At 71.5% G+C, this 22,153-nt stretch carries 20 protein-coding genes and 1 pseudogene; 15 read left to right on the top strand and 6 right to left on the bottom strand.

Annotated elements, in window-relative coordinates; all coding sequences use genetic code 11:
• Positions 1-27 precede the first annotated feature (27 nt).
• Positions 28-2,331 (bottom strand): glycosyl hydrolase family 18 protein, encoded by a 2,304-nt coding sequence (locus tag ACIHEI_RS32550; RefSeq protein WP_396609225.1) that lies wholly within the window; start codon positions 2,329-2,331, stop codon positions 28-30.
• Between the two features lie 305 nt (positions 2,332-2,636).
• On the opposite strand from ACIHEI_RS32550, the gene ACIHEI_RS32545 reads away from it, so the two are divergent.
• The 3 genes from ACIHEI_RS32545 (at position 2,637) to ACIHEI_RS32535 (ending at position 8,240) form a co-directional block, all read left to right on the top strand.
• Positions 2,637-3,728: a HoxN/HupN/NixA family nickel/cobalt transporter gene (locus tag ACIHEI_RS32545; protein WP_387645602.1), complete on the top strand. Its 1,092-nt coding sequence runs from the start codon at positions 2,637-2,639 to the stop codon at positions 3,726-3,728.
• 286 nt (positions 3,729-4,014) lie between these two features.
• Positions 4,015-6,453 carry an endonuclease/exonuclease/phosphatase family protein gene (locus tag ACIHEI_RS32540; RefSeq protein WP_396609224.1) on the top strand — a complete coding sequence of 813 codons (2,439 nt, stop codon included), beginning with the start codon at positions 4,015-4,017 and terminating at the stop codon, positions 6,451-6,453.
• 128 nt (positions 6,454-6,581) lie between these two features.
• Positions 6,582-8,240, top strand: a complete 1,659-nt coding sequence (locus ACIHEI_RS32535) for an FAD-binding dehydrogenase (RefSeq protein ID WP_396609223.1) — start codon at positions 6,582-6,584, stop codon at positions 8,238-8,240.
• Between the two features lie 8 nt (positions 8,241-8,248).
• On the opposite strand, the gene ACIHEI_RS32530 is transcribed toward ACIHEI_RS32535, so the two are convergent.
• On the bottom strand, positions 8,249-8,749 hold the full coding sequence (locus ACIHEI_RS32530; RefSeq protein WP_392948406.1) for a DinB family protein: 501 nt from the start codon (positions 8,747-8,749) through the stop codon (positions 8,249-8,251).
• Positions 8,750-8,802: 53 nt separating this feature from the next.
• Positions 8,803-9,543, bottom strand: a complete 741-nt coding sequence (locus ACIHEI_RS32525; protein WP_396609222.1) for a hypothetical protein — start codon at positions 9,541-9,543, stop codon at positions 8,803-8,805.
• A 156-nt stretch (positions 9,544-9,699) separates the two neighbouring features.
• Between ACIHEI_RS32525 and ACIHEI_RS32520 the strand changes: the two genes are divergently transcribed.
• From ACIHEI_RS32520 to ACIHEI_RS32505, 4 genes are all read left to right on the top strand, one after another.
• Positions 9,700-10,518 (top strand): class I SAM-dependent methyltransferase, encoded by an 819-nt coding sequence (locus ACIHEI_RS32520; RefSeq protein WP_396609221.1) that lies wholly within the window; start codon positions 9,700-9,702, stop codon positions 10,516-10,518.
• A 26-nt stretch (positions 10,519-10,544) separates the two neighbouring features.
• Positions 10,545-11,321 carry an aminotransferase class IV gene (locus tag ACIHEI_RS32515; RefSeq protein ID WP_396609220.1) on the top strand — a complete coding sequence of 259 codons (777 nt, stop codon included), beginning with the start codon at positions 10,545-10,547 and terminating at the stop codon, positions 11,319-11,321.
• A gap of 227 nt (positions 11,322-11,548) precedes the next feature.
• A complete protein-coding gene (locus tag ACIHEI_RS32510; RefSeq protein ID WP_396609219.1) occupies positions 11,549-13,171 on the top strand; it encodes a purple acid phosphatase family protein in 1,623 nt (540 codons plus the stop codon).
• A gap of 68 nt (positions 13,172-13,239) precedes the next feature.
• Positions 13,240-13,572: a YnfA family protein gene (locus tag ACIHEI_RS32505; RefSeq protein WP_396609218.1), complete on the top strand. Its 333-nt coding sequence runs from the start codon at positions 13,240-13,242 to the stop codon at positions 13,570-13,572.
• Between the two features lie 7 nt (positions 13,573-13,579).
• Here ACIHEI_RS32505 and ACIHEI_RS32500 read toward each other — a convergent pair whose 3' ends face one another.
• A complete protein-coding gene (locus ACIHEI_RS32500) occupies positions 13,580-14,044 on the bottom strand; it encodes a hypothetical protein (protein ID WP_396609217.1) in 465 nt (154 codons plus the stop codon).
• Between the two features lie 85 nt (positions 14,045-14,129).
• The gene (locus tag ACIHEI_RS32495) at positions 14,130-15,947 is read right to left on the bottom strand and encodes a HEAT repeat domain-containing protein (protein ID WP_396609216.1); all 1,818 of its coding nucleotides are present in this window, start codon (positions 15,945-15,947) and stop codon (positions 14,130-14,132) included.
• 125 nt (positions 15,948-16,072) lie between these two features.
• On the opposite strand from ACIHEI_RS32495, the gene ACIHEI_RS32490 reads away from it, so the two are divergent.
• Positions 16,073-16,804, top strand: a complete 732-nt coding sequence (locus tag ACIHEI_RS32490) for a DUF6215 domain-containing protein (RefSeq protein WP_396609215.1) — start codon at positions 16,073-16,075, stop codon at positions 16,802-16,804.
• 117 nt (positions 16,805-16,921) lie between these two features.
• A complete protein-coding gene (locus ACIHEI_RS32485; RefSeq protein ID WP_396609214.1) occupies positions 16,922-17,158 on the top strand; it encodes a hypothetical protein in 237 nt (78 codons plus the stop codon).
• On the opposite strand, the gene ACIHEI_RS32480 is transcribed toward ACIHEI_RS32485, so the two are convergent.
• Positions 17,146-18,357, bottom strand: a complete 1,212-nt coding sequence (locus ACIHEI_RS32480; RefSeq protein ID WP_396609213.1) for a pyridoxal phosphate-dependent aminotransferase — start codon at positions 18,355-18,357, stop codon at positions 17,146-17,148. The two genes, ACIHEI_RS32485 and ACIHEI_RS32480, sit on opposite strands and share 13 nt — an antisense overlap.
• 99 nt (positions 18,358-18,456) lie before the next feature.
• Here ACIHEI_RS32480 and ACIHEI_RS32475 point away from each other — a divergent pair.
• From ACIHEI_RS32475 to ACIHEI_RS32450, 6 genes and pseudogenes are all read left to right on the top strand, one after another.
• A pseudogene (locus ACIHEI_RS32475) lies at positions 18,457-18,813 on the top strand (winged helix-turn-helix transcriptional regulator); the annotation flags it as partial.
• A 106-nt stretch (positions 18,814-18,919) separates the two neighbouring features.
• Positions 18,920-19,084 (top strand): hypothetical protein, encoded by a 165-nt coding sequence (locus tag ACIHEI_RS32470; RefSeq protein ID WP_396609212.1) that lies wholly within the window; start codon positions 18,920-18,922, stop codon positions 19,082-19,084.
• A 37-nt stretch (positions 19,085-19,121) separates the two neighbouring features.
• Positions 19,122-19,586 carry a hypothetical protein gene (locus tag ACIHEI_RS32465; protein ID WP_396609211.1) on the top strand — a complete coding sequence of 155 codons (465 nt, stop codon included), beginning with the start codon at positions 19,122-19,124 and terminating at the stop codon, positions 19,584-19,586.
• A gap of 11 nt (positions 19,587-19,597) precedes the next feature.
• Complete coding sequence (locus ACIHEI_RS32460; protein ID WP_396609210.1) at positions 19,598-20,107, top strand: hypothetical protein; 510 nt, start codon at positions 19,598-19,600, stop codon at positions 20,105-20,107.
• Between the two features lie 113 nt (positions 20,108-20,220).
• Entirely contained in the window at positions 20,221-21,282 is a 1,062-nt protein-coding gene (locus ACIHEI_RS32455; protein ID WP_396609209.1) for a Dyp-type peroxidase, read from the top strand.
• Positions 21,279-22,079, top strand: a complete 801-nt coding sequence (locus ACIHEI_RS32450) for a family 1 encapsulin nanocompartment shell protein (protein ID WP_396609208.1) — start codon at positions 21,279-21,281, stop codon at positions 22,077-22,079. Before ACIHEI_RS32455 ends, ACIHEI_RS32450 begins: the two co-directional genes overlap by 4 nt.
• Positions 22,080-22,153: the final 74 nt, after the last annotated feature.

Raw genomic sequence — 22,153 nt, 5'->3', positions numbered from 1 at the left:
GCCGTCCGTTCATTGTGCGACGAGGTGTCAGCCCAGGCTGGTGAAGAGGGAGTTCAGCAGGGTGCCGGAGTTGTCGTCGTTCTCCAGGGCGAAGGCGAACATGCCGGCCAGGCCCTTGGACTTGGCGTAGGCCGCGCGGGCCTGGATGGCCTTCGGGTCGTCACCGGTCCAGAAGTTGGTGCCGTCGTAGACCCAGGTGGACTCGGTGATCGGGTCCCAGTGGGTGTTCTGGGCGGTCAGGGTGAGCTCGCGCCAGCTGGCGAGGCCGGCTTCCTGGCTGCCGGGCTTGGCGGGGGTGGCGCCGGTGGCCTTCTGGTAGAGGCCGTAGTTGTTGCCGGCCTGGACGCCGGTCCATCCGCGGAAGTAGAACGGGACGCCGAGGACGATCTTGTTGGCGGGGAAGCCGCCGGTGATGCCGTACTCGGGGAGGCCGGTGGTGTAGGCGGCCAGCGCGGTGTCCACGTTGTACTTGGCGGTGCCGGGGGCGATCGGCAGGGTCGGGTCGGCGGGGCTGTCGTGCAGCGGGTCCTGGAGGTTGGTGGGGCCGGTGGCGTCCCAGGAGCCGTGCATGTCGTAGGTCATGATGTCGGCGTAGTCGAGGTACGCGCCGATCTTGTCGGTCTCGATGGACGAGATCTTGTCCTGTCCGGACGGCAGGGCCGCGGTGAGCAGGAACTTCTTGCCGAGGCTGGCGCCGTAGGTGTCCAGCTGGCTGCGGAACTCGGCGAGCAGCGCGGTGAAGTTCTGCTTGTCGGCGGCGGAGTAGTGGTTGCCGGTGTGGCCGCCGGCCGAGCCGGGGTACTCCCAGTCGATGTCGATGCCGTCGAAGATGCCCGCGGCGCTGGCGGCGCCGCCGGAGGCGTCACCGGCCACGCCGGTCGGCAGGTTGCCCTTGAGGAACATGTCGATGCAGGACGAGACCAGCTTCTTGCGCGAGGCGTCGGTGGCCGCCGCGTCGGAGAAGTACTTGGAGTAGGTCCAGCCGCCGAGCGACAGGGTGACCCGCAGGTTCGGGTTCTTCGCCTTGAGCTGGCGCAGCTGGTTGAAGTTGCCCTTCAGCGGCTGCTGCCAGTCGTCGCCGGAGCCGTCGACGGAGATGGCACCGCTGTAGTCCATCTGGTAGTCGGCGTACGCGTCGGCCGCGCCGTCGCCCGCGTTCGGGTTGTCCTCGTGGCTGGCGTCGGAGGCCTTGACCGCCTCGAAGCAGTTGAGGTTGGTCGGGTGGATGTTCTCGAACGCGTAGGAGATGACGTCGAGCTTGCCGGCCGCGCCGGAGGTGTCGACGTTCTTCGGGTAGTAGGCGGCGTCGTACACCGACCACTGGTCGAAGTAGGCGGACTTGACCGGCTTGGCGGTGGCGGGCGCGGCGGCGGTGGAGGTGGTCACCGCGGCGGACTGCTGGGAGGCGTGGCCGGCCTTGTCGTACGCCTGGACGGTGAAGGTGTACGAGGTGTTCGGCAGCAGCGAGGAGATCGCGATGGAGGTGCCCATCGAGGTGCCGACCAGCTGGCCCTTCGACCAGACCTTGTAGCCGACGTAGTTGTCGGTGGAGTCGGTCGAGGCGTTCCACTTCAGCACCACGGCGTTGGCGGTGGTGCTGCCGACCGTCACTCCGCCCGGGACGGTGATCTTGCCGTCGCCGGCGGGGCCGTTGCCGGTGCCGGAGCTGGAACTCGCGGACGGCGAGGGCGAGGTGGAGGTGGACGGGCTGGGGGAGGCGCTCTGCGAGGGGCTGGCCGAGGCCGAGGCGCTGGCGCTCGCGGAGGTCGACGGGCTCGGGGAGCCGCCGCCGTCGGGGCCGGTCAGGCTGAGGTCGTCGGCCTGGTAGGCGCCGGCGCCGTACCAGCCGTGGGTGAACACCGTCACCGAGGTGGTGGTCGCGCCGGTGGTGAAGGTGGTGCTCAGCTGGGTCCAGTTGGCCGCGGCCGGAGTCCAGGTGGAGGCGTTGACGCCGGTGCCGGTGGCGCCCAGGTACACGTAGTTGCCCTTGAGCCAGCCCGCCAGGGTGTACTTGGTGTTCGGCTGGACGGTGACGGTCTGCTGGCACTGGCCGGTGTCGCCGGCGGTGGCGTTGGCGTTCAGTGCGTAGGTCCCGCCGTGTGCGCCGGTGTTGACCACCGAGGCGCTGGTGCAGGTCCAGCCGCTCGGGCTGCCGGTCTCGAAGTCGCCGTTGGCGAGCAGGTTGACGGCGGCGGCCGAGGCGCTGCCCATGGAGAGCGCGAGCGCGGTGGAGCCGACCGTCATGGCGGCGGCCACCACGAGGGCGCCGGCGCGGCGACGGGAGGGGGCCCGGCGCGTCGACCCGGGTGCGGGCGTGGCCCGTTCAAGCATGGAGGAACCTCCGGAGTCAGTGGGGTTTGTCCGGTAGGTGCGGTGGCCCGACGGGCCCAGGTGGGAGCCTGTGCGCTTTGGGGTGAGCGCGTCACCTAGATTGGACTGGACCAATCGTCCGGGTCAAGGATTTCGGCTCACGAACCGTCAGGAAGCTTTCCGATCGGTTCGGTTGGGGAGGGCCGGGCGGGGCCGGGGATCGCGCCGTTGTGCGCCTTTGGCTTTCAGTTGCATATGACTTGCAATTACGAGCTGATCAAAGGAAGGATGATGCGGCTCGCCACCCTCCCGGAAGGACCTCCCCAATGCCCGCGCCCACGCGCCTGCGCGACCGGCTCACCCGCGAGGAGTGGATCCGGCTGGCCGGAATGGCCGCGTTCGTCCTCGCCCTGCACGTGGTCGGCTGGTTCACCCTGCTGGCGGTCATCGCGCCCAAGCACTACGACGTCGGCGGCCAGGTGTTCGGCGCCGGCATGGGCCTGACGGCGTACACCCTGGGCATGCGGCACGCCTTCGACGCCGACCACATCGCCGCCATCGACAACACCACCCGCAAGCTGATGGGCCAGGGCAAGCGCCCGCTCTCGGTGGGCTTCTGGTTCTCGCTCGGGCACTCCTCGATCGTGTTCGGCCTGTGCGCCCTGCTGGCGTTCGGCATCCGCTCGCTGGCCGGGCAGGTCGAGTCCGACGAGTCGGCGCTGCACAAGGCGACCGGCCTGATCGGCGTCACCGTCTCCGGCACGTTCCTGGTGCTGATCGGCCTGATCAACCTGGGCGCCTTCAACGGCATCCTGAAGGTGTTCCGGCGGATGCGGCAGGGCGACTTCGACGAGGCCGAGCTGGAGCGCCAGCTCGACAAGCGCGGTTTCCTGAACCGGATCCTCGGCAAGGTCACCCGGGCGGTCACCAAGCCCTGGCACATGTACCCGGTGGGCCTGCTGTTCGGCCTCGGCTTCGACACCGCCACCGAGGTGTCGCTGCTGGTGCTGGCCGGCGGCGCGGCCGCGTTCTCGCTGCCCTGGTACGCGCTGCTGGTGCTGCCGATCCTGTTCGCGGCGGGCATGAGCCTGCTGGACACCATCGACGGCTCGTTCATGAACTTCGCCTACGAGTGGGCGTTCTCCAAGCCGGTCCGCAAGATCTACTACAACCTCACCGTCACCGGCCTGTCGGTGCTGGTGGCGCTGGTGATCGGCGTGGTCGAGCTGGTCGGCCTGCTGGCCGAGAAGCTGGACATCACCAGCGGCCCGATCGGCTGGATCGGCTCGCTCGACCTCAACCTGGTCGGCTACGTGATCGTCGGCCTGTTCGTGCTCACCTGGGGCGCCGCGATGGCGTTCTGGAAGTTCGGCAAGGTCGAGCAGAAGTGGTCGGCGGGGCTGCGCGAGCAGTCCTGACCGACGCGTCGTCAGCGCACAAGGGGCACCCGGCGGGTGCCCCTTTCGCATGTGCGGGGGCCGGGGTGTACCCGCTCGGTGGCGAGAAGTTCACGTCAAGGCCCTTGTCGGGCCAACTTCTACGCGCGTATCTTTCTGGCTGGATCTACGCGAGTTGCCGTTCGGGGCCCGCCCGGCAGGGCCGGAGAGGCCCCGGCGGTCAGCCTCCTGACGAACCCTCAATGCCACCCGGCGCCCGAGTGACGGCGACCGGGCCATGGTCCTGCCACGAAGGAGCCCCGCCAAGGTGCCCAGCCCCACCCCCGCCCGCCGCTCCCGCCGCACGCTGCTGCGCGTCACCGCGCCGGCCGCGGTCGCCGCGTCCCTGGTCCTCGTCCCGCTGCCGGGCGCGTTCGCCGCGCCGTCCACCGGTGCGGTGATCGCCGAGGTGTACGGCGGCGGCGGCAACTCCGGTGCGACGCTGAAGAACGACTTCATCGAGCTCGGCAACCCGACCGGCGCCGCCTTCGGCCTGTCCGGCTACAGCGTGCAGTACCTGCCCGGCAGCCCCGGCGCCACCACCCAGTGGGGCGTCACCCCGCTGAACGGCTCGATCCCGGCCGGCGGCCGCTACCTGATCTCCGAGGCGCCCGGCGCCGGCGGCACCGCCGACCTCCCGGCCGCCGACGCCGGCGGCAGCCTGAACATGTCCGCCACCTCCGGCACCGTCGCGCTGGTCAACGGCACCGCGCCGCTGAGCTGCAAGACCGCCGCCGACTGCGCCGCCGACACCCGGATCGTCGACCTGGTCGGCTTCGGCTCCGCCGTGGTCCGCGAGGGCAGCGGCCCGGCCGCGGGCGCGTCCAACAGCGCCTCGGTGGCCCGCGGTTCGTCGCTCGCCGACACCGACGACAACGCCAAGGACTTCACCGCCGGCGACCCGACCCCGGTCAACTCCAAGGGCCAGACCACGGGCGGCGGCACCACCCCCGGCGGCGGCGGTGGCACGCCCGTCCCCGGCGACGTGCGGATCCACGACATCCAGGGCACCACTCGGATATCGCCGCTGAACACCAAGACCGTCACCAACGTCCCCGGCATCGTCACCGGCGTGCGCGGCTACGGCACCAAGGGCTTCTGGATCCAGGACCCCAACCCGGACAACAACCCCGCCACCAGCGAGGCCGTCTTCGTCTTCACCGGCTCCGCCGCCCCGACCGTCAAGGTCGGCGACTCGGTGCTGGTCACCGCCAAGGTGAGCGAGTACTACCCGAACAGCGCGGGCGGCTCGCAGTCCGTCACCGAGCTGACCGGCCCGAAGGTCACCGTGCTGTCCTCCGGCAACGCCGTGCCCGCCCCCGTGGTGCTGGACGCCGCCAAGATCCCGGCCGCGTACGCCCCGGACGCCGCCGGCGGCTCGATCGACAACCTGCCGCTGGACCCGTCGAAGTACGCCCTCGACCTGTACGAGTCGCTGGAGGGCATGAACGTCGAGGTCCGCGACGTGCCGGTGGTGCAGGCCACGGACAAGTACCACGAGCTCTGGGTGGACGCTTCGTCGGCCGACCCGCGCACCAACCGCGGCGGCGTGGTCTACCTCGGCTACGACAAGCCGAACAACGGCCGGATCATGATCCAGTCGCTGCCGCCGCTGACCGAGCAGCCCTTCCCGGTCGCCAACGTCGGTGACAAGCTGACCGGTTCCACCGCCGGCCCGCTCGACTACAACCAGTTCGGCGGCTACACCATCGCCGCGAACACCGTCGGCACCATCCAGGACAACGGCCTGCAGCGCGAGGTCGCCGACCGGGCACTGCCCAGCGAACTCGCCATCGCCACCTACAACGTGGAGAACCTCGCCCCCGGCGACCCCGACGCCAAGTACAGCGAGCTCGCCCAGGCCGTCGTCACCAACCTGCGCTCGCCCGACATCGTCGCCCTGGAGGAGATCCAGGACAACAGCGGCGCCGTCGACGACGGCACCGTGGACGCCTCGGTCACCGTGCAGAAGTTCATCGACGCGGTCAAGGCCGCCGGTGGCCCCGCCTACGACTGGCGCTCCATCGACCCGGTGAACGACAAGGACGGCGGCCAGCCCGGCGGCAACATCCGCCAGGTCTTCCTGTTCAACCCCGACCGGGTCTCCTTCACCGACATCGCCGGCGGCGACTCCACCACCGCCGTCGACGTCACCGGCACCGGCAAGCGCACCTCGCTGACCGCCTCGCCCGGCCGCATCGACCCGAACAACGAGGCCTGGAACAGCAGCCGCAAGCCGCTGGTCGGCCAGTTCAGCTTCCACAACAAGCCGGTCTTCGTGATCGCCAACCACTTCAACAGCAAGGGCGGCGACCAGGGCATCGACAGCCGCTTCCAGGCCCCCACCCGCAGCTCCGAGGTGCAGCGCCAGAAGCAGGCCGAGATCGAGCACGCCTTCATCGCCAAGCTGGAGGCCGCCGACCCGAACGCCCGGATCGTCTCGCTCGGCGACTTCAACGACTACCAGTTCTCGCCCGCGATGCAGACCCTCACCAAGGACGGCGTGCTCCGCGACCTGGTGAACGACCTGCCCGCGAGCGAGCGCTACTCGTACGTCTACCAGGGCAACTCGCAGGTGCTCGACCACATCCTGGTCAGCCCCGCGTTCAAGCAGCAGCACGTCCGCTACGACGTGGTGCACATCAACAGCGAGTTCGCCACGCAGGCCTCCGACCACGACCCGCAGGTGGTCCGCGTCAAGCCGTGACGGCCCTTCGGGAGCCCTCGTTCCGCCTGAATCGGTGGGGCGGGGGCTCCTGCGTTGTTACCGGTGGGTTGACCTCGCGGCCGGGTGGCCGCAGGATCGGGGCTCACTGTCTCTGGGAAGGACCTCGGATGGCCCTCGACGCCGACGTCATCGTGATCGGAGCCGGCCTCGCAGGCCTGGCCGCCACCGCCGAACTCGCCGACGCCGGACGGCGCGTCATCCTGCTCGACCAGGAACCCGCCGGGTCGCTCGGCGGGCAGGCGCACTGGTCCTTCGGCGGACTCTTCCTCGTCGACTCGCCCGAACAGCGCCGGATGCGGATCAAGGACTCCCGCGAACTCGCCTGGCAGGACTGGCTCGGCACCGCGGGCTTCGACCGCCCCGAGGACGCCTGGGCGCGCCGCTGGGCCGAGGCGTACGTCGACTTCGCGGCCGGCGAGAAGCGGGCCTGGCTGCACGCGATGGGCGTCCGGCTGTTCCCGGTGGTCGGCTGGGCCGAACGCGGCGGACTGCTCGCCACCGGACCGGGCAACTCCGTCCCGCGCTTCCACATCACCTGGGGCACCGGGCCCGGCCTGGTCGAACCGTTCGCCCGCCGGGTCCGCGACGCCGTCCGGGCCGGACGGGTCACGCTGCGCTTCCGGCACCGCGTCACAGGCCTTGCCGCGAGCGGCGGTTCACTCGACACCGTCACCGGCGAGATCCTCGCGCCGTCCGCCGTACCGCGCGGCGAGGCCAGCTCCCGCACCGTCGCCGGGCAGTTCGAACTGCGCGCCCAGGCCGTGATCGTCGCCTCCGGCGGCATCGGCGGCAACCACGACAAGGTCCGCGCCGCCTGGCCCGAACGGCTCGGCACCCCGCCCGCCCGGATGCTCTCCGGCGTCCCCGCGCACGTCGACGGCCTGATGCTCGACGTCGCCGCCGAAGCCGGCGCCGGACTCGTCAACGGCGACCGGATGTGGCACTACACCGAGGGCATCGAGAACTGGAACCCGATCTGGGCCCGGCACGGCATCCGCATCCTGCCCGGCCCGTCCTCGCTCTGGCTCGACGCCACCGGCGCCCGCCTCCCCGTCCCGCTGTTCCCCGGCTTCGACACCCTCGGCACCCTCGACCACATCATGCGCACCGGCCACCAGCACACCTGGTTCGTGCTCACCCAGAAGATCATCGAGAAGGAGTTCGCACTCTCCGGCTCGGAACAGAACCCCGACCTGACGGGGCGTTCCCTTCGACGGGTGCTCGGGCGGGCGCTGCCCGGCGCACCCGGGCCGGTCGAGGCCTTCAAGCAGCGGGGCGCGGACTTCGTGGTGGCCTCCACGGTGGAGGAGCTCGTGCGCGGCATGAACGAGCGCCAGGACGGCGCCCCTGCGATCGACGCCGACGCGCTGCGCCGCGAGATCGAGGCCCGCGACCGCGAGATCGCCAACCCCTTCGGCAAGGACCTCCAGGTCACCGCGATCCACGGCGCCCGCCGCTACCTCGGCGACAAGCTGATCCGCACCGCCACCCCGCACCGCCTGCTCGACCCCGCCGCCGGACCGCTGATAGCCGTCCGGCTCCACATACTCACCCGCAAGTCCCTCGGCGGCCTGCACACCGACCTCGACTCCCGCGTCCTGCGCTCCGACGGCTCGGTGCTGGACGGCCTCTACGCGGCAGGCGAGGCAGCCGGCTTCGGCGGCGGCGGCATCCACGGCTACCGCTCCCTCGAAGGCACCTTCCTCGGCGGCTGCCTCTTCACCGGCCGCACCGCCGGCCGGGCAGCGGCAGCCGCCACCGCCTGATCCGCGTACTACCGGCCGGTCGCGCCGTCGATCTGCTCCCGCAGAATGTCGGCGTGACCGGCGTGCCGGGCCGTCTCACTCGTCATGTGGGCGACCACCCAGCGCACCGACAGCAACTCCTCACGGACCGGCACCGCCACCGGACGCGACAGGTCGGCGGACGCGCCGATCGCTGCGTCACTGGCCTCGATCGCCTCCGCGTATGCGGCCAGCACCTGCCCGGCGCTGGTGTTCGCCGGGACCGCCATGTCGAAGTCCACGTTCTCGTACGCCATTTGGCCCGCCACATGGTGCCCGAACCAGTACCGCTCGGCCGCCGTCAGGTGCTGCACCAGACCCAGCAGGTTCGTCCCCGTCCCGACCAGGACGCGGCGCAGTTCTTCCTCCGTCAGCCCCTCGGTCTTCTTGACGACGGACTCCCGGGCGAACCTCAGGAAGGCCAGCGCGGTGTCGAGTTCGCCGCTGTCGTTGAACGGAACGGGGCGGCGCTGGGTCTCGGTCGCAGTCATCCTTCGAACCTATCCGGCCGCCCGCGTGGGTCGCACCGAGATTTCCGGGTCGGTCAGCCCTGGCCGGTCAGCTGGGCCAGGACGATCTTGGCCATGGTCTCGGCGCCGAGCGTGGACTCCGGATCGAGGGCCAGCTCGCCGAGAACGGCGACCGCCGCCGCCGGGTCGGTGTGCTGGAGCAGCAGCGCCTTGTTGACCAGCAGCATCCCCCGGGTCTCCCCGTCCGGGTCCCCGGCCAGCCCGCGTTCCAGGGCGTCGATCTGCTCGTCCGGGTCGGTCAGCAGCGCGGCCAGCTCCTTCCAGGCCGGCGGGAAATCCGGGAAGCGCTGCACGATGCCCTGGAGCAGCTCACGCTTCTGCGTCGGATCCTCCAGCCACTCCAGCTGCAGGAACGCCTGACTGAAACCGTCGAACAGCTCGCCGCGAAGCTCCCGGCGCAGCGTGTCCAGCGTGGTCTTGCAGGTGAAGAACCCGCGCGGCGCGATCCGGTCCACCTCCGCGTACAGCTTCTCCGCCCCCACAGCGTCACCCTGCAACAACACCGTGAACGCCGCGTCGTACGACGGATGCGGCCACCCCGGCGCCAGCGCCTGAGCCTGCCCCAACAGCCCGAGCGCCTCCTCGTACTCGCCGCGCTCCCCAGCCTCCCGCCCCCGCTGATGCAACAGCCGCGCCTGCGCCGGTACTTCCTCACCCCCGACGAGCTCCCACCCCACCTCCCCGCTCACCCCGGCCAGGTCCTCCTCCGTGAGCTCCCGCCCCGCCTCGTCCCTGAACACAACCCGTCCGGCCATCGGTACCCCCACTCGTCGCAGCAAATCCGTCGGGTGAGGCTACCGGGTGCAGAGAGCCGGCGTGGAGGAGAAGTACGCGGGCTCCCTGAGGCTCCATGAGAGTGTCGGAGAAGCCTGCTCCCGGCCCGCACCCACGAACCCTCCGGAGTTGCCCCAGTGACGAGCAACACTGCACAGCAGGACGCCGCCGTTGCGGACAAGGCGATCCTTGCGAACAGCGCCTACGCCGACGGACGCCACCTGGCCGCCCGCCAGTCGATCTACCGGTGGCAGTGGCCGCAGTACGACCTGCCCGGGATCGTCGTCGAGGAGCTGGCCGATACGAGCGGGACCGTCCTCGATGTGGGGTGCGGCAACGGCAAGTTCGTGAGCCGCCTGCACCGGGACCGCCCGGACCTCCGGGTTGTCGGGACGGACATCTCGGCCGGCATCCTCGCCGATGTCGAGAAGCCGGTGCTGGTGGCCGACGCCCAAGCCCTGCCCTTCGCCGACGACAGCGCCGGCGCGGTGCTGGCCCTGCACATGCTGTACCACGTGGGCGACATCCCGGGCGCGGTCGGCGAGTTGGCGCGGGTGTTGCGGCCCGGCGGGGTGCTGATCGCTTCGACCAACAGCGAGAGCGACAAAGTGGAGCTGGACCGGCTCTGGGCGCGGGCGGCCGGGGACGTGCTCGGGGTGGCGGAGGGGCCGGGGCGGGTGTCGCTGAGTGCGCGGTTCTCGTTGGAGCGGGCACCCGGGATCCTCGGTGAGGTGTTCGGGGAGGTGCGGGTGCGGCCGTTGCCCGGGGTGATCGAACTGACCGATCCGGCACCGGTGGTGGCGCACCTGGCGTCGTACGAGGCATGGGCGGGGCAGTGCGGGGTGCCGTTCCGGGAGACGGTGGCGCGGGCCGCCGAGATCGTGGCGGACGTGATCGAGTCCGAGGGGGCATTTTGGATCGGGTGCCTCGGCGGGGTGCTGGTGTGCCGGTACTGAGTGGGCGGGTGCGGAGAATGGGGAGCGTGAACAGAGCGGAGTTGGATGGGCGGCCGGTGACGGTCGGGGAGTTGCAGGTGTTGGCGCTGACGAATTACGGGCACTTCACCACGATGTTGGTGGAGGACGGCCGGGTGCGGGGGCTGGGGTTGCATCTGGCGCGGTTGGAGCGGGACTGTGCGGCGGTGTTCGGGGTGCGGCCGGATCGGGAGTGGGTGCGGGAGTTGGCGCGGCGGCAGGCTCCGGCGCGGGGGGCGGTGGTGGTGCGGGTGACGTTGTTCGATCCGGCGATCGACCTGGGGAGTGTCGGGGGGCCGGCGCATCCCCGGGTGTTGGTGACGGCCCGTTCGGCGGGGAGTGGGGTGCCGGGGGCGACGAGGGTGCGGACGGTGCGGTATCGGCGGGATCTGCCGGAGGTGAAGAGTGTGGCGCTGTTCGGGGCGTTGCGGCAGCGGCGGCTCGCGCAGCAGGCGGGGTTCGACGACGCGCTGTTCGTGGACGAGGCGGGCGGGCTGACGGAGGGCGCGACGTGGAACGTCGGGTTCCTGCGGGGCGGTGAGGTGGTGTGGCCGCAGGGGGAGTACCTGGCGGGTACGGCGATGGCGCTGCTGCGGCAGGAGTGCGGTGGCAGTGAGGAGCGGGTGGGCCGGGAACTGGCGGGCGTGGACGCGGTGTTCGCGACCAATGCGACCACCGGCGTGCGGGCGGTGGCGGCGGTGGACGGCCGGGAGTTCGATGTCGAGGCGGCGGGCCTGGCGCGGTTGCGGGCGGCGTACCTGGAGGTGCCGGGTGACCCGCTGTGAGCTGTGACGACGAGTCGTGATCGGGCCGGGCACCTCGCGGCGTACCTGGAGGTGCCGGGTGACCCGCTGTGAGCTGTGACGACGAGTCATGATCGGGCCGGGCACCTCGCGGCGGAGGTGGCTTTACCAACACATGGTCTGATCATGTGCTCGGCCAGACCGACGCGATGACGCTCGTTCACCGAGCATCCGGATGGCGGCCACCGGTCACTGACAGTCTCCCGCGCATGGATATCCCCAACATGGGCGTGCCCGCCCAGCTGGCCGCTCGCATGAACATGGCCGAGCAGCACGAGTACCTGCGCAGCAAGCTCTCCCGCCGCACCCTGCTGCGCTCCAGCGCGGTGACGGTCGGCGTGCTGGCCGTCGGCGGGGCGCTGGGCTCCGGCACGGCGTTCGCCGACCAGGCCGCGAAGCAGGGCAACGCGACGGACGCGGTGTCCGGTGCGCTGGTCGCCCCGGTCGGTCGTCACCTGCAGTTCGGTGCCGAGGCCGACACCCAGATGCGGGTGTCCTGGCAGGTGCCGGCGCCGGTGAAGAAGCCGTTCCTGCGCTTCGGCCGGCACCCGTGGGAGCTCAGCCACAAGATCGAGGCCGAGGTTCGGGCGCTGCACACCCCCGCGCTGGTCGACGGTGCCACCCCGGTCGACCAGTACTACCTGCACGTGGAGCTGAACCACCTGCAGCCCGGCACCACCTACTACTACGGCGTCGGCCACGAGGGCTTCGACCCGGCGTCGCAGCAGGCGATCTCGACGCTCCAGACCTTCACCACCGCGCCGTCCCGCAACGGCCGGCGGGGCCGCCCGTTCGAGCCGTTCACCTTCACCGCCTTCGGTGACCAGGGCGTCTCCTCGCACGCGGCCGGCAACGACCACGTGATCCTGGCCCAGAAGCCGGTGTTCCACCTGCACGCCGGCGACATCTGCTACGCCGACCCGATGGGCCAGGGCAAGGACAGCGACCGCGTCGCGTTCAACGCGCTGACCTGGGACGCGTTCCTCGCGCAGACCGAGACGGTGGCGGCGAAGATCCCGTGGATGGTCGCCTACGGCAACCACGACATGGAGGCCTGGTACTCGCACAACGGGTACGGCGGCGACGACGCCCGCTTCACCCTGCCGACCAACGGCCCGGACCCGCGCAAGGCGCCCGGCGTCTACGCGTTCAACTACGGCAACGTGGGCGTCATCTCGCTGGACGCCAACGACGTCTCCTACGAGATCCCGGCCAACCTGGGCATCACCGCGGGCCGCCAGACCGAGTGGCTGGAGCGCAAGCTGCGCGAGCTGCGGGCGGACGAGGCGATCGACTTCGTGGTGGTCTTCTTCCACCACTGCGCCTTCTCCACCACCCACCAGCACGCCTCCGACGGCGGCGTCCGGGACGCCTGGGTGCCGCTGTTCGAGAAGTACCGGGTGGACCTGGTCATCAACGGCCACAACCACGTGTACGAGCGCACCGACGCGATCCTCGGCAACAAGGTCAACAAGGCGGTGCCGAGCGGTGCCGGCATCGACCCGGCCAAGGACGGCGTGGTGTACGTGACCGCCGGTGCGGCCGGCCGCAGCCTGTACTCGTTCGACGCCCCCGACACCTACGAGGGCCACGAGAACCACCAGGACGAGGTGGTCACCTACCACTTCGACAAGGGCAGCGTGAAGGTCGCGGAGACCGTGCAGTGGTCGCGGGTCCGCTACACCGGCTACTCGTTCATCAAGGTGGACGTCACCCCGGCGCACCGTGGTGCGACCAGCACCATGAAGGTCACCGCGCTCGCCGAGAACGGCACCCAGATCGACCACTACTCGATCACCCGCCGCGCGGGCCGCAGCGAGCACGGTCACTGACGCCCACGTGCGGCGCCCCCGGCCCCGGTGCTGTCGGGTCCGGGGGCGCCGCCGTCTAGGGTTGTTCGGTGAGTACCGCCCGTTCGATCACGTTGTTCGCCGTGGCCGCGCTGCTGGAGATCGGCGGCTGCTGGCTGGTCTGGCAGTCCGTCCGCGAGTCCCGCCCGTGGTGGCTGGCCGGCCTCGGCGTCCTCGCGCTCGGCCTGTACGGCTTCACCGCCGCCCTCCAGCCCGACGCCAACTTCGGCCGGGTGCTGGCCGCGTACGGTGGGGTCTTCGTGGCGGGCTCCCTGCTGTGGGGCGTCGTCGTGGACGGCTTCCGCCCCACCCGCTGGGACGTGTTCGGCGCGCTGATCTGCCTGGCCGGCGTCGGCGTGATCATGTACGGACCGCGCCGCTGAGCGGGCCTCAGGCCGCGACCCACCGCCAGCCGTTCTTGTCCTCGCACCGGATGGTGCGCCCCGAGGCGTCCGTACCCGACACCCCGTGGTCCGAAGCCCGGCAGTACTGGCCCGCCTTGTAACAGTTCCCCGCGTTCGACAACGGGTGGCACCCCGCCGCCTCCTGCGTGTGCGTCGGCTCCGCCGGCGGCTTGGCGGTGGTGGTCTTCGGCGCGGGCTGCGGCGGCTGGGTGGCCGGCGGGGTCGGCGTCTCGGCGCTCGGGCTCGGCGTCGGGCTCGGTGTCGGGCTCGGTGTCGGCGTGGGCGACGGCGTCCCGGACGCGCTGGGCGATGGCGCGCTGCTGCTGACGACGGCGGGTGTGGACGGCGCGGCGGGCGCCGTGTCGGCGGGCTCGCAGGCGGTGGCGAACAGTGCGGCGGCCAGCAGCGCACCGGCCGCGGAGGCCCGGCGCAGGCGGAGGGAGAAGGACAAGACGGCTCATCTCGGAAGGGCGGCTCAGGACGGGACGCCATCCTTCCGAGTGTGTGCGAGCCGTGTAGTTCGAGTGATGGGTTCGTTATCGATCGGCAACCGGAGCGCGGTGCAGCAACGTACCTTCGACGCAGGCCCGGACGTGCCGGCTCGGGTCCTCGCGTAGCTGCCGGATCACCGCGAAGGCCTCCGAAGTGCCGATCAGCGCAAGTGACTTGACGGCCTGGGCGCGTACCCGCTGGTCGCCGTCCCGGGTGGCGGCTTCGAGGCGCTTCAGCCGCTCCGGTCCGTCCGGGAGCCGGGGTTCGAGCCAGGTTCGGGAGATCGGTTCGCGGATCCAGGAGATCCGACGTTCGACCAGGGCGGGGTCGGTCTCGGCGATCCGCCGGATGCCGTGGGTGGCGAGTCGCCGGATCTTCCGGTTGGTCGTGGTGTTGACCAACTCGGCCAGCACGTCGAATAGTTCGGGGTCGCCGCGGTCGGCCAGCGGGCGGACCAGCTCGGGCCGGACCACGCCGTGCAGCAGCAGGGTGACGATCAGGTCGGTGGCGCGTCGGTCGGTGCAGCGGGCCAGGGCGTTCATGACCAGCGTGCGGTTGCCGTGGAGCGGGTTGCGGGCCTCGGCGAGGAGCAGGTCCACGGCCGGGTCGGGGCCGAGCTGTGTCAGGGCCGTGATCAGCATCGGCTGTGCCCACTTCGCGCGGCGGAAGGCGTCGACGAGGGCGGGCACCGCCTCGGTCGCGCCGAGTCGGGTGAGGGCCACCACGACGTCGTGGACGACCCCGTTGGTGCGGCCGATGGCGGCGATCAACTCGGGGACGGCCTCGGTGAGTTCGAGCCGGTGGGCGACGTGCGCGGCCCGGTCGGGTGCGGCGGTCGGGTCGCGCAGCACGGCGAGGGCGGCGCGACGGCGGGCCTCGGTGCCGCCGATCGCCTCGATCGCCTCGTCGGCGGCGCGCTGCAGCACACTGCTCCGGTGGCCGAGGGCGGCCGTCAGCACGGGCAGGGCGGACGCGTCACCGTGGCGGCCCAGGGCGCGGACGGCGCCGAGGTGTGACGGGTCGGCGGTGACGAGGGCGATCAGCCGGCGGTTGATCTCCTGCGGCCGGCGGGGCGTCGGTTCGTCCTCGGCGAGCCCCAGGACCGGGCGCAGCCGCTGTAGGTCGTACTCGGTGACGGCTGCGCGGGCGGCGGGGTCGTCGAGGCGGCGCAGGACCCGGGCCGCGCTGTCGCGCAGCAGCTCGTCGGGGTAGGTGACCAGGCGCAGGGCGAGCGGCAGTTGGGCGGTGGTCATGCAGCTGGCGGCGACTTGGATCAGCGTGAGCCGTCCGTTGTGTGCCTGGGCCGGGTCCAGCCGGTCGGCGGCGGCGAGCAGCGGTTCGACCGCTTCCGCGGGACGGATCCGATCGCACATCACCCTGGCGTAATGGGCGGTCTCGGGGTCGGCGGATTCCAGGTCGGCGATCAGCTGCCGGATGCCGGCGGGATCGGGGGCGCCGTGCCGGACCAGGTCGGCTTCGGCCCGCTGCCAGGCCCAGTACTCGGCCATCGCGGCTCTCGGCCCCGGTACGGTCCGCTGGCAGTCGCGGATCAGGGCGCCCCGCGCAAGGGACTTGGCGGAGAGGCGCAGGCGCGCGGTCCACTCGCCCCGGACGGCCTCGGCGGCGTCGATCAGCCGGGTGTCGATCCCGGCCTCGACCAGCTGCGGGCGCCGCCACCCGCCGTGTTCCGCCAGGCCGTGCACGTAGACGGCGGCGACGGTGATCGGGTCGGCGGTGCGGGCGGCGACGGCGGTGGCGAGCTGTTCGATGCCGTCCAGTGCCAGGGTCGGGGTGCCGTCGAACATGACGGTGCGGCCGCGGAGTTGACGGTGGGTGAAGGCCCGGACGGCCGAGGTTCGCATGCCGCGCATTGTGGGCGACCGGGTGCCCGCATCGCCAGCCTCCCTGCTGGGAGCTGCCGGTGCGGGTTCGAACTGCCGTGCTAGGTTCGCCTGGTTTCGACAGCGGATGATCACGAGGGTGGGGCATGGCGGAGCAGCCGGTGCAGCGGATCACGAGCCAGTGGGTGTGTGGGATGTCGGCGGTGGGGGCGCTGGTCCTGCTGGGCACGGTGGCCTGGGGCTCCGGGTTGATGCCGTCGGCGGTCGGGCCGGGGGGTGCCGAGCCGGCTGCCTGCAGGCCGCCCACCGCGAGTGACGACCCGGGCTATCCGGCGACCTGCGCCGCGCTGAACCGCCCCGATCTGCCGCAGCTGCTGAACCTGCCGGGTGAGCACGTCTCGATCGCGCAGCCCGCGGGCTTCCTGCTGACCGCCCCCAAGTCGGCGGCGGAGGTGCAGATCGGCAGTGTCAAGGTCGCCCTGTCGGTGCATCCCACCCGGCAGTACGACGCGGACAGCGCCCTCCTCGACGTGGTCGCCGGCCTGGACCACGTCGCCGGCCGGCCCACGATGCACTACTCGGACCCGACGATCGCCGTCCGGCTCGGCCCCGGTACGGCCGCCCCTGCCGAGCGGTCAAGCGGCCGGGCCGAACACCTGTCGGTCGCCCAGAACGCGGACGGCAGCGGCGGTTCCCTCGAACTGGTCATCTGGGACGTCCAGGGCGGCGAGGTGAACGGCCTGCGGCTGAACACGCTGGCCGAGAAGCTGATACCCACCCTGGACGGCTGGCCCTCGCCCCCGCTCGCCGCCGAGCCGGGCAAGTCGCCCCGGCCGTCCCCGTCCCAGACCCCGGTCCGGCCGTTCGGCGGGCGCTGAGCCGGGCGCTGAGCCGGGCGCCGAGCCGGGACCGGATACCCCACCGTCCGGTACGACGCGGCGGGCAGGCCGACCGGCGTCAGCCCGCTCGGCGACCCGGTGGCCGGTCGGCCGGCCATGGGTCACTCGGAGCCCACGTCCTGGATCAGCTTCGACTCCTCGGGCAAGGCCAAGTCCGGTGACGGCCCCGGCGGCCGCATCGAGTTGGCCGTGTGGCGCGACGACGGTGGCCCGGTGAACCGCGAGACGCTGCTCCGCCTCGCCGAGAAGATGCTGCCCACCCTGGACGGCTGGGGCCCGGCCGGAGCGGCGAGCGGCCCCGGCCGTCGGCTGACGCGCCGCTACTGGCGGTAGGTGGCCAGGAAGCGCCCGATCCGGTTGATGGCCGTCTCCAGGTCGTCGGCGCGGGGGAGGGTGACGAAGCGGAAGTGGTCGGGGCGGGGCCAGTTGAAGCCGGTGCCCTGGACGATGTGGATCTTCTCGCGGAGCAGCAGGTCGAGGACGAAGCGCTCGTCGTCGACGATCTTGTGGACGGCGGGGTCGAGCTTGGCGAAGGCGTAGAGCGCGCCGCGCGGCTTGACGCAGGAGACGCCGGGGATCTCGTTCAGCGCCCGCCAGGTGACGTCGCGCTGTTCGGTGAGGCGGCCGTTCGGCAGGACCAGGTCGTTGATGGACTGCCGGCCGCCGAGCGCGGCCTGGACGGCGTACTGGGCGGGCACGTTGGGGCACAGGCGCATGCCGGCCAGCATGGTGAGGCCTTCGAGGTAGTCCTTGGCGCGCTGCTTGGGGCCGGAGACGACCAGCCAGCCGCTGCGGAAGCCGGCCACCCGGTAGGACTTGGAGAGGCCGTTGAAGGTGAGGGTGAGGACGTCGTCGGCGAGGGCGGCCAGGCAGTGGTGCTCGACGCCGTCGTAGAGGATCTTGTCGTAGATCTCGTCGGCGAAGACCATCAGGTTGTGACGGCGTGCCAGGTCGAGCAGGCCTTGGAGGAGTTCCTTCGGGTAGACCGCGCCGGTCGGGTTGTTCGGGTTGATCACCACGATGGCCTTGGTGCGGTCGGTGATCTTCGAGGCGATGTCGTCCAGGTCCGGGTACCAGTCGGACTCCTCGTCGCACAGGTAGTGCACCGCCTTGCCGCCGGCGAAGGTCACCACGGCCGTCCAGAGCGGGTAGTCCGGCATCGGGACGAGCACCTCGTCGCCGGTGTCCACCAGGGCCTGCACGCTCATCTGGATCAGCTCGGAGACGCCGTTGCCGAGGTACACGTCGTCCACGCCGACGTTCGGGACGCCGCGCTGCTGGTAGTACTGCACGACGGCGCGGCGGGCCGGCAGGATGCCGCGGGAGTCGCTGTAGCCGTGCGCGTTGGCGAGGTTGCGGACGATGTCCTGGACGATCTCCTCGGGCGCCTCGAAGCCGAACGGCGCCGGGTTGCCGGTGTTCAGGCGCAGGACGCTGTGGCCGGCCTCCTCCAGGGCGTTGGCGGTGTCGACGACCGGGCCGCGGATCTCGTAGCACACGTCTTTCAGCTTGCTGGACTGGCGAAACTCCATCAGCGGCCTCCCGACCCGTCACCGAGCCCCTGCGGCCGGCTTGCTTCGTTCTACCAAGTGAGCACTTGGAAAGTCCAACTTCTTGGCTATGCTGACGACATGCCACGCCGAAGCTACGACCAGTACTGCGCCGTCGCCCGCGCCCTGGACGCGGTCGGGGAGCGCTGGAGCCTCCTGATCGTCCGTGAACTCCTCGGCGGACCGCGCCGCTACACCGACCTGCACGCCGACCTGCCGGGCGTCTCCACCGACATCCTGGCGACCCGCCTCAAGCAGCTGGAGGCCGAAGGACTGGTCGAGCGCCGCCGCCTGGAGCGCCCCGCCAACGCCACCGTCTACGAACTCACCGACCGCGGCACCGAACTGCGCCCCGTCATCGAGGCGCTCGCCCACTGGGGCACCCCCGAACTCGGCGAGCCGCGCCCGACCGACGCCTTCCGCGGACACTGGTACGCCGCCAAATGAGTTGAGCCGTACCATAGTTGGGTAAAATCACCTCGTCCGGGCACGACCGGTCGCCCGGCGGCGAACGGGGGGTTCCGCTGTGCTGCGTCCAATCGCGATGCTTGTCGATGTCTACCGCTGGTCACGCCGCCGGTTCGGGCGCCGGCGCCCGGCGTACGACCACACCGAGGCCCACCGCGCCGCCGTCGGCCGGGACGTCGCGGCGGCCCGGCACCACCGCTCCGCCAACCACACCTGGACCGGCGGAGGACCGGCGCAATAGCCCGGTGCTGTCGGCGAGTTGTGCTTGGCTGGCGGCCATGGACGACTCCTCGCGCATGTGGATCACCGCCGTACCCCCGTTCGGGCCGGACGAGATCGGGGTGCTGCTCTCGCTGGACGGCGAGTCCGCCGACCCCGGTGAACAGGCCGCCTTCCGCCTGCTGGACCGCGGCCACGAGGGCGAGGAGGGCGTCTTCTACCTGCTGCCCTTCGACCTCTCCGCCCGCTACACCCGCACCGGCGACCGGCTGGCCGTCACGCTGGTCGCCCAGCGGGCCGTGCTCGACGAGGAACTCGCCGTACCGGAGCGACAGTTGGACGAGGGCGGCTGGGTGACGCTGCTGCGCCGCGAACTCGTCACCGACTTCGAGCCGGCCGAGCAGGACGGCGAGAAGCAGGCCGTCCTGCTGATCGACCACCTCGGGCCGGTGCACACCCTGGACGAACTGCTCGCCGGGTTCGAGGCCGGGGATTCGGGGATCGCGGTGCTCAACGCCCAGTAGGAGGAGGGGACATGCCGGAGACCGACCGTTCGCGCGCGCTGGGCGGGCTGGTGGCGGGGGCGCTCGGGGCGGGCCTGGGGGTGGCCCTGATCCTGCTGGCCTGGGGCGTCATGGCGCTGCTCGGCGACGGCGAGTTCCCATCCGGCCTCCTGGGTGCGGCGCTCATTCCGGCGGGCGGCCCCATGCGCTCGCTGTGGGAGCGCCGGCCCGTGAACCGGCGGCCCGCCGTGCTGGTCGCGCTGCTCCTGCTCCTGCTGGTCGTCCTGTTCGCGACCGCCCTCGGCGACCTCTACGCGGAGGAGCACGATCAGTCGGGCCTCGCTCAACTTCTGTTCGGCTACGCCCCGGGGGTGTTGCTGTTCGGCACGGTCTTCGGCGCACTGTGCGGCGAGTCCGTCGACGAGCCGGGCCGCCACTGGCTGCGCTTCACCGGCCGCGGGGGCCGCTTCCATCTCGCCGTGTACGGCGGCCTGTTCGCGCTGCTGATGCTGACGGTGGCCGCGATCGGGGCCTCCGCCTGACAGTGGCTCCCCAGCATGGGGACACGCCCGATTAGGGTGCTATCGCGGAGTCTTGGGCCTTTTGCCCGGTATGGTCGGCGGGCGTCCGATCGTCCCCCCTGGGAGCATCCGCCATGCCGCAGCCCCAACCGGTCCTCGCCAATCTGACCGGGGCCGCCGTGTTCCTGGTGCTCGGCATCGAGGACGGTGGCGAGCAGACCGTCCGCGACCTGCTGCCCGACCTCGGTGGGCTGACCCGCTCGGTCGGCAGCCGCGCCCCGCACGACGGGCTGGCCCTGGTCGTCGGCATCGGATCGGACGCCTGGGACCGGCTGTTCGCCGGCCCCCGCCCCGCCGGGCTGCACCCCTTCGAGGAGTTGGCCGGCTCCCGGCACCTCGCCCCCGCCACCCCCGGCGACCTGCTGCTGCACGTCCGCGCCGAACGCATGGACCTGTGTTTCGAACTCGCCACCAAGATCACCGGCCGGCTCGGCGCCGCGGTGAGCGTCCTCGACGAGACGCACGGCTTCCGGTACTTCGACTGCCGCGACCTGATCGGCTTCGTCGACGGCACGGAGAACCCGGTCGGCCAGGACGCCACCGACGCCGTGCTGATCGGCGAGGAGGACCCGGCGTTCGCCGGCGGCTCCTACGTCATCGTGCAGAAGTACCTGCACGACATGGCCGGTTGGAACGCGCTCAGCACCGAACGGCAGGAGCTGATCATCGGGCGCACCAAGCTCGACAACGTCGAACTGGACGATGCGGCCAAGCCCGCGGACTCGCACGTCGCGCTGAACACCGTCACCGGGCCGGACGGCGAGGGGCTCGACATCTGGCGGCTGAACATGCCGTTCGGCTCGTTCACCGAGGGCGGCGAGTGCGGCACCTACTTCATCGGCTACGCCCGCGACCCGTGGGTGACCGAGGAGATGCTCCGCAACATGTTCCTCGGCCGCGGGCCCGCCACCCACGACCGGCTGCTGGACTTCTCGACTCCCGTCACCGGGACGCTCTTTCACGTCCCGAGCAAGGACTTCCTGAGCGACCCGCCGCCCGCGCCCGGCACCCCCGACGCGGCCCGGGCGCGCACCGACGCACCGTCCGCACCGCAGCCACCGGAACCGTCCGCACCTTCGGCGGCCCGGGACGGCAGTCTCCACATCGGCAGCCTGAAGAGGAGTCTCTCCCCGTGAACAACCTGCACCGCGAGCTGGCGCCCGTCTCCGCCGCCGCCTGGGCCGAAATCGAGGAGGAGGCCCGGCGCACCTTCACCCTGCACCTGGCCGGCCGCCGGGTGATCGACCTGCTCGGCCCCGACGGGCCGGAACTCGCCGCGATCGGCACCGGCCACCTCGCCGACATCGCCGCCCCGTCCTACAACGTCCAGGCCCGGGCCCGGGAATGCCGGGCACTGGTCGAACTGCGCGTCCCGTTCACCGTCACCCGGGCCGCCGTGGACGACGTCGAACGCGGCTCCAAGGACTCCGACTGGGACCCGGTCAAGGACGCCGCCCGCACCATCGCCCTCGCCGAGGACCGCGCCGTCTTCGACGGCTGGTCCGCCGCCGGCATCACCGGCATCCGGGACGGCTCCAGCAACCACCCCGTCGCCCTGCCCGCCGACGTCCGCGAGTACCCCAACGCCGTCAGCCGCGGCCTCACCGCGCTGCGCCTGGCCGGCGTCGGCGGCCCCTACTCGCTGCTGCTCGGCGCCGACATCTTCACCGCCGTCAACGAGACCTCCGACCACGGCTACCCCGTCCACAACCACCTCGCCCGGCTGCTCGACGGCGACATCATCTGGGCCCCCGCCGTCGAGGGCGCCATCCTGCTCTCCGCCCGCGGCGGCGACTTCGAACTCCACCTCGGCGAGGACCTGTCGATCGGCTACCTCTCGCACGACGACAGCACCGTCCACCTCTACCTGCAGGAGTCGCTCACCTTCCAACTGCACACCCCCGAGGCCTCGGTGTCCCTCACCTCCGGCTGATCAATTGGCTTCAGTGGAGCGGGAGTTGGCGTTGGGAGGGGCGGAATCAGGCCAATGGTGAAGGGAGGCTTCCG

Origin of the sequence: Kitasatospora sp. NPDC051984 (assembly GCF_044593455.1) — a bacterium.
Lineage (GTDB): Bacteria > Actinomycetota > Actinomycetes > Streptomycetales > Streptomycetaceae > Kitasatospora.
Note: the sequence above shows the minus strand (reverse complement) of the source record. Positions and strands in the feature narration are given on the sequence as shown.

Excerpts from the sequence above, each read along its gene's own strand:
- ACIHEI_RS32550 (WP_396609225.1), bottom strand. The coding sequence starts at position 2,331 with ATGCTTGAACGGGCCACGCCCGCACCCGGGTCGACGCGCCGGGCCCCC.
- ACIHEI_RS32545 (WP_387645602.1), top strand. The coding sequence starts at position 2,637 with ATGCCCGCGCCCACGCGCCTGCGCGACCGGCTCACCCGCGAGGAGTGG.
- ACIHEI_RS32535 (WP_396609223.1), top strand. The coding sequence starts at position 6,582 with ATGGCCCTCGACGCCGACGTCATCGTGATCGGAGCCGGCCTCGCAGGC.
- ACIHEI_RS32530 (WP_392948406.1), bottom strand. The coding sequence starts at position 8,749 with ATGACTGCGACCGAGACCCAGCGCCGCCCCGTTCCGTTCAACGACAGC.
- ACIHEI_RS32525 (WP_396609222.1), bottom strand. The coding sequence starts at position 9,543 with ATGGCCGGACGGGTTGTGTTCAGGGACGAGGCGGGGCGGGAGCTCACG.
- ACIHEI_RS32510 (WP_396609219.1), top strand. The coding sequence starts at position 11,549 with ATGGATATCCCCAACATGGGCGTGCCCGCCCAGCTGGCCGCTCGCATG.
- ACIHEI_RS32495 (WP_396609216.1), bottom strand. The coding sequence starts at position 15,947 with ATGCGAACCTCGGCCGTCCGGGCCTTCACCCACCGTCAACTCCGCGGC.
- ACIHEI_RS32490 (WP_396609215.1), top strand. The coding sequence starts at position 16,073 with ATGGCGGAGCAGCCGGTGCAGCGGATCACGAGCCAGTGGGTGTGTGGG.
- ACIHEI_RS32485 (WP_396609214.1), top strand. The coding sequence starts at position 16,922 with ATGGGTCACTCGGAGCCCACGTCCTGGATCAGCTTCGACTCCTCGGGC.
- ACIHEI_RS32480 (WP_396609213.1), bottom strand. The coding sequence starts at position 18,357 with ATGGAGTTTCGCCAGTCCAGCAAGCTGAAAGACGTGTGCTACGAGATC.
- ACIHEI_RS32470 (WP_396609212.1), top strand. The coding sequence starts at position 18,920 with ATGCTTGTCGATGTCTACCGCTGGTCACGCCGCCGGTTCGGGCGCCGG.
- ACIHEI_RS32465 (WP_396609211.1), top strand. The coding sequence starts at position 19,122 with ATGGACGACTCCTCGCGCATGTGGATCACCGCCGTACCCCCGTTCGGG.
- ACIHEI_RS32460 (WP_396609210.1), top strand. The coding sequence starts at position 19,598 with ATGCCGGAGACCGACCGTTCGCGCGCGCTGGGCGGGCTGGTGGCGGGG.
- ACIHEI_RS32455 (WP_396609209.1), top strand. The coding sequence starts at position 20,221 with ATGCCGCAGCCCCAACCGGTCCTCGCCAATCTGACCGGGGCCGCCGTG.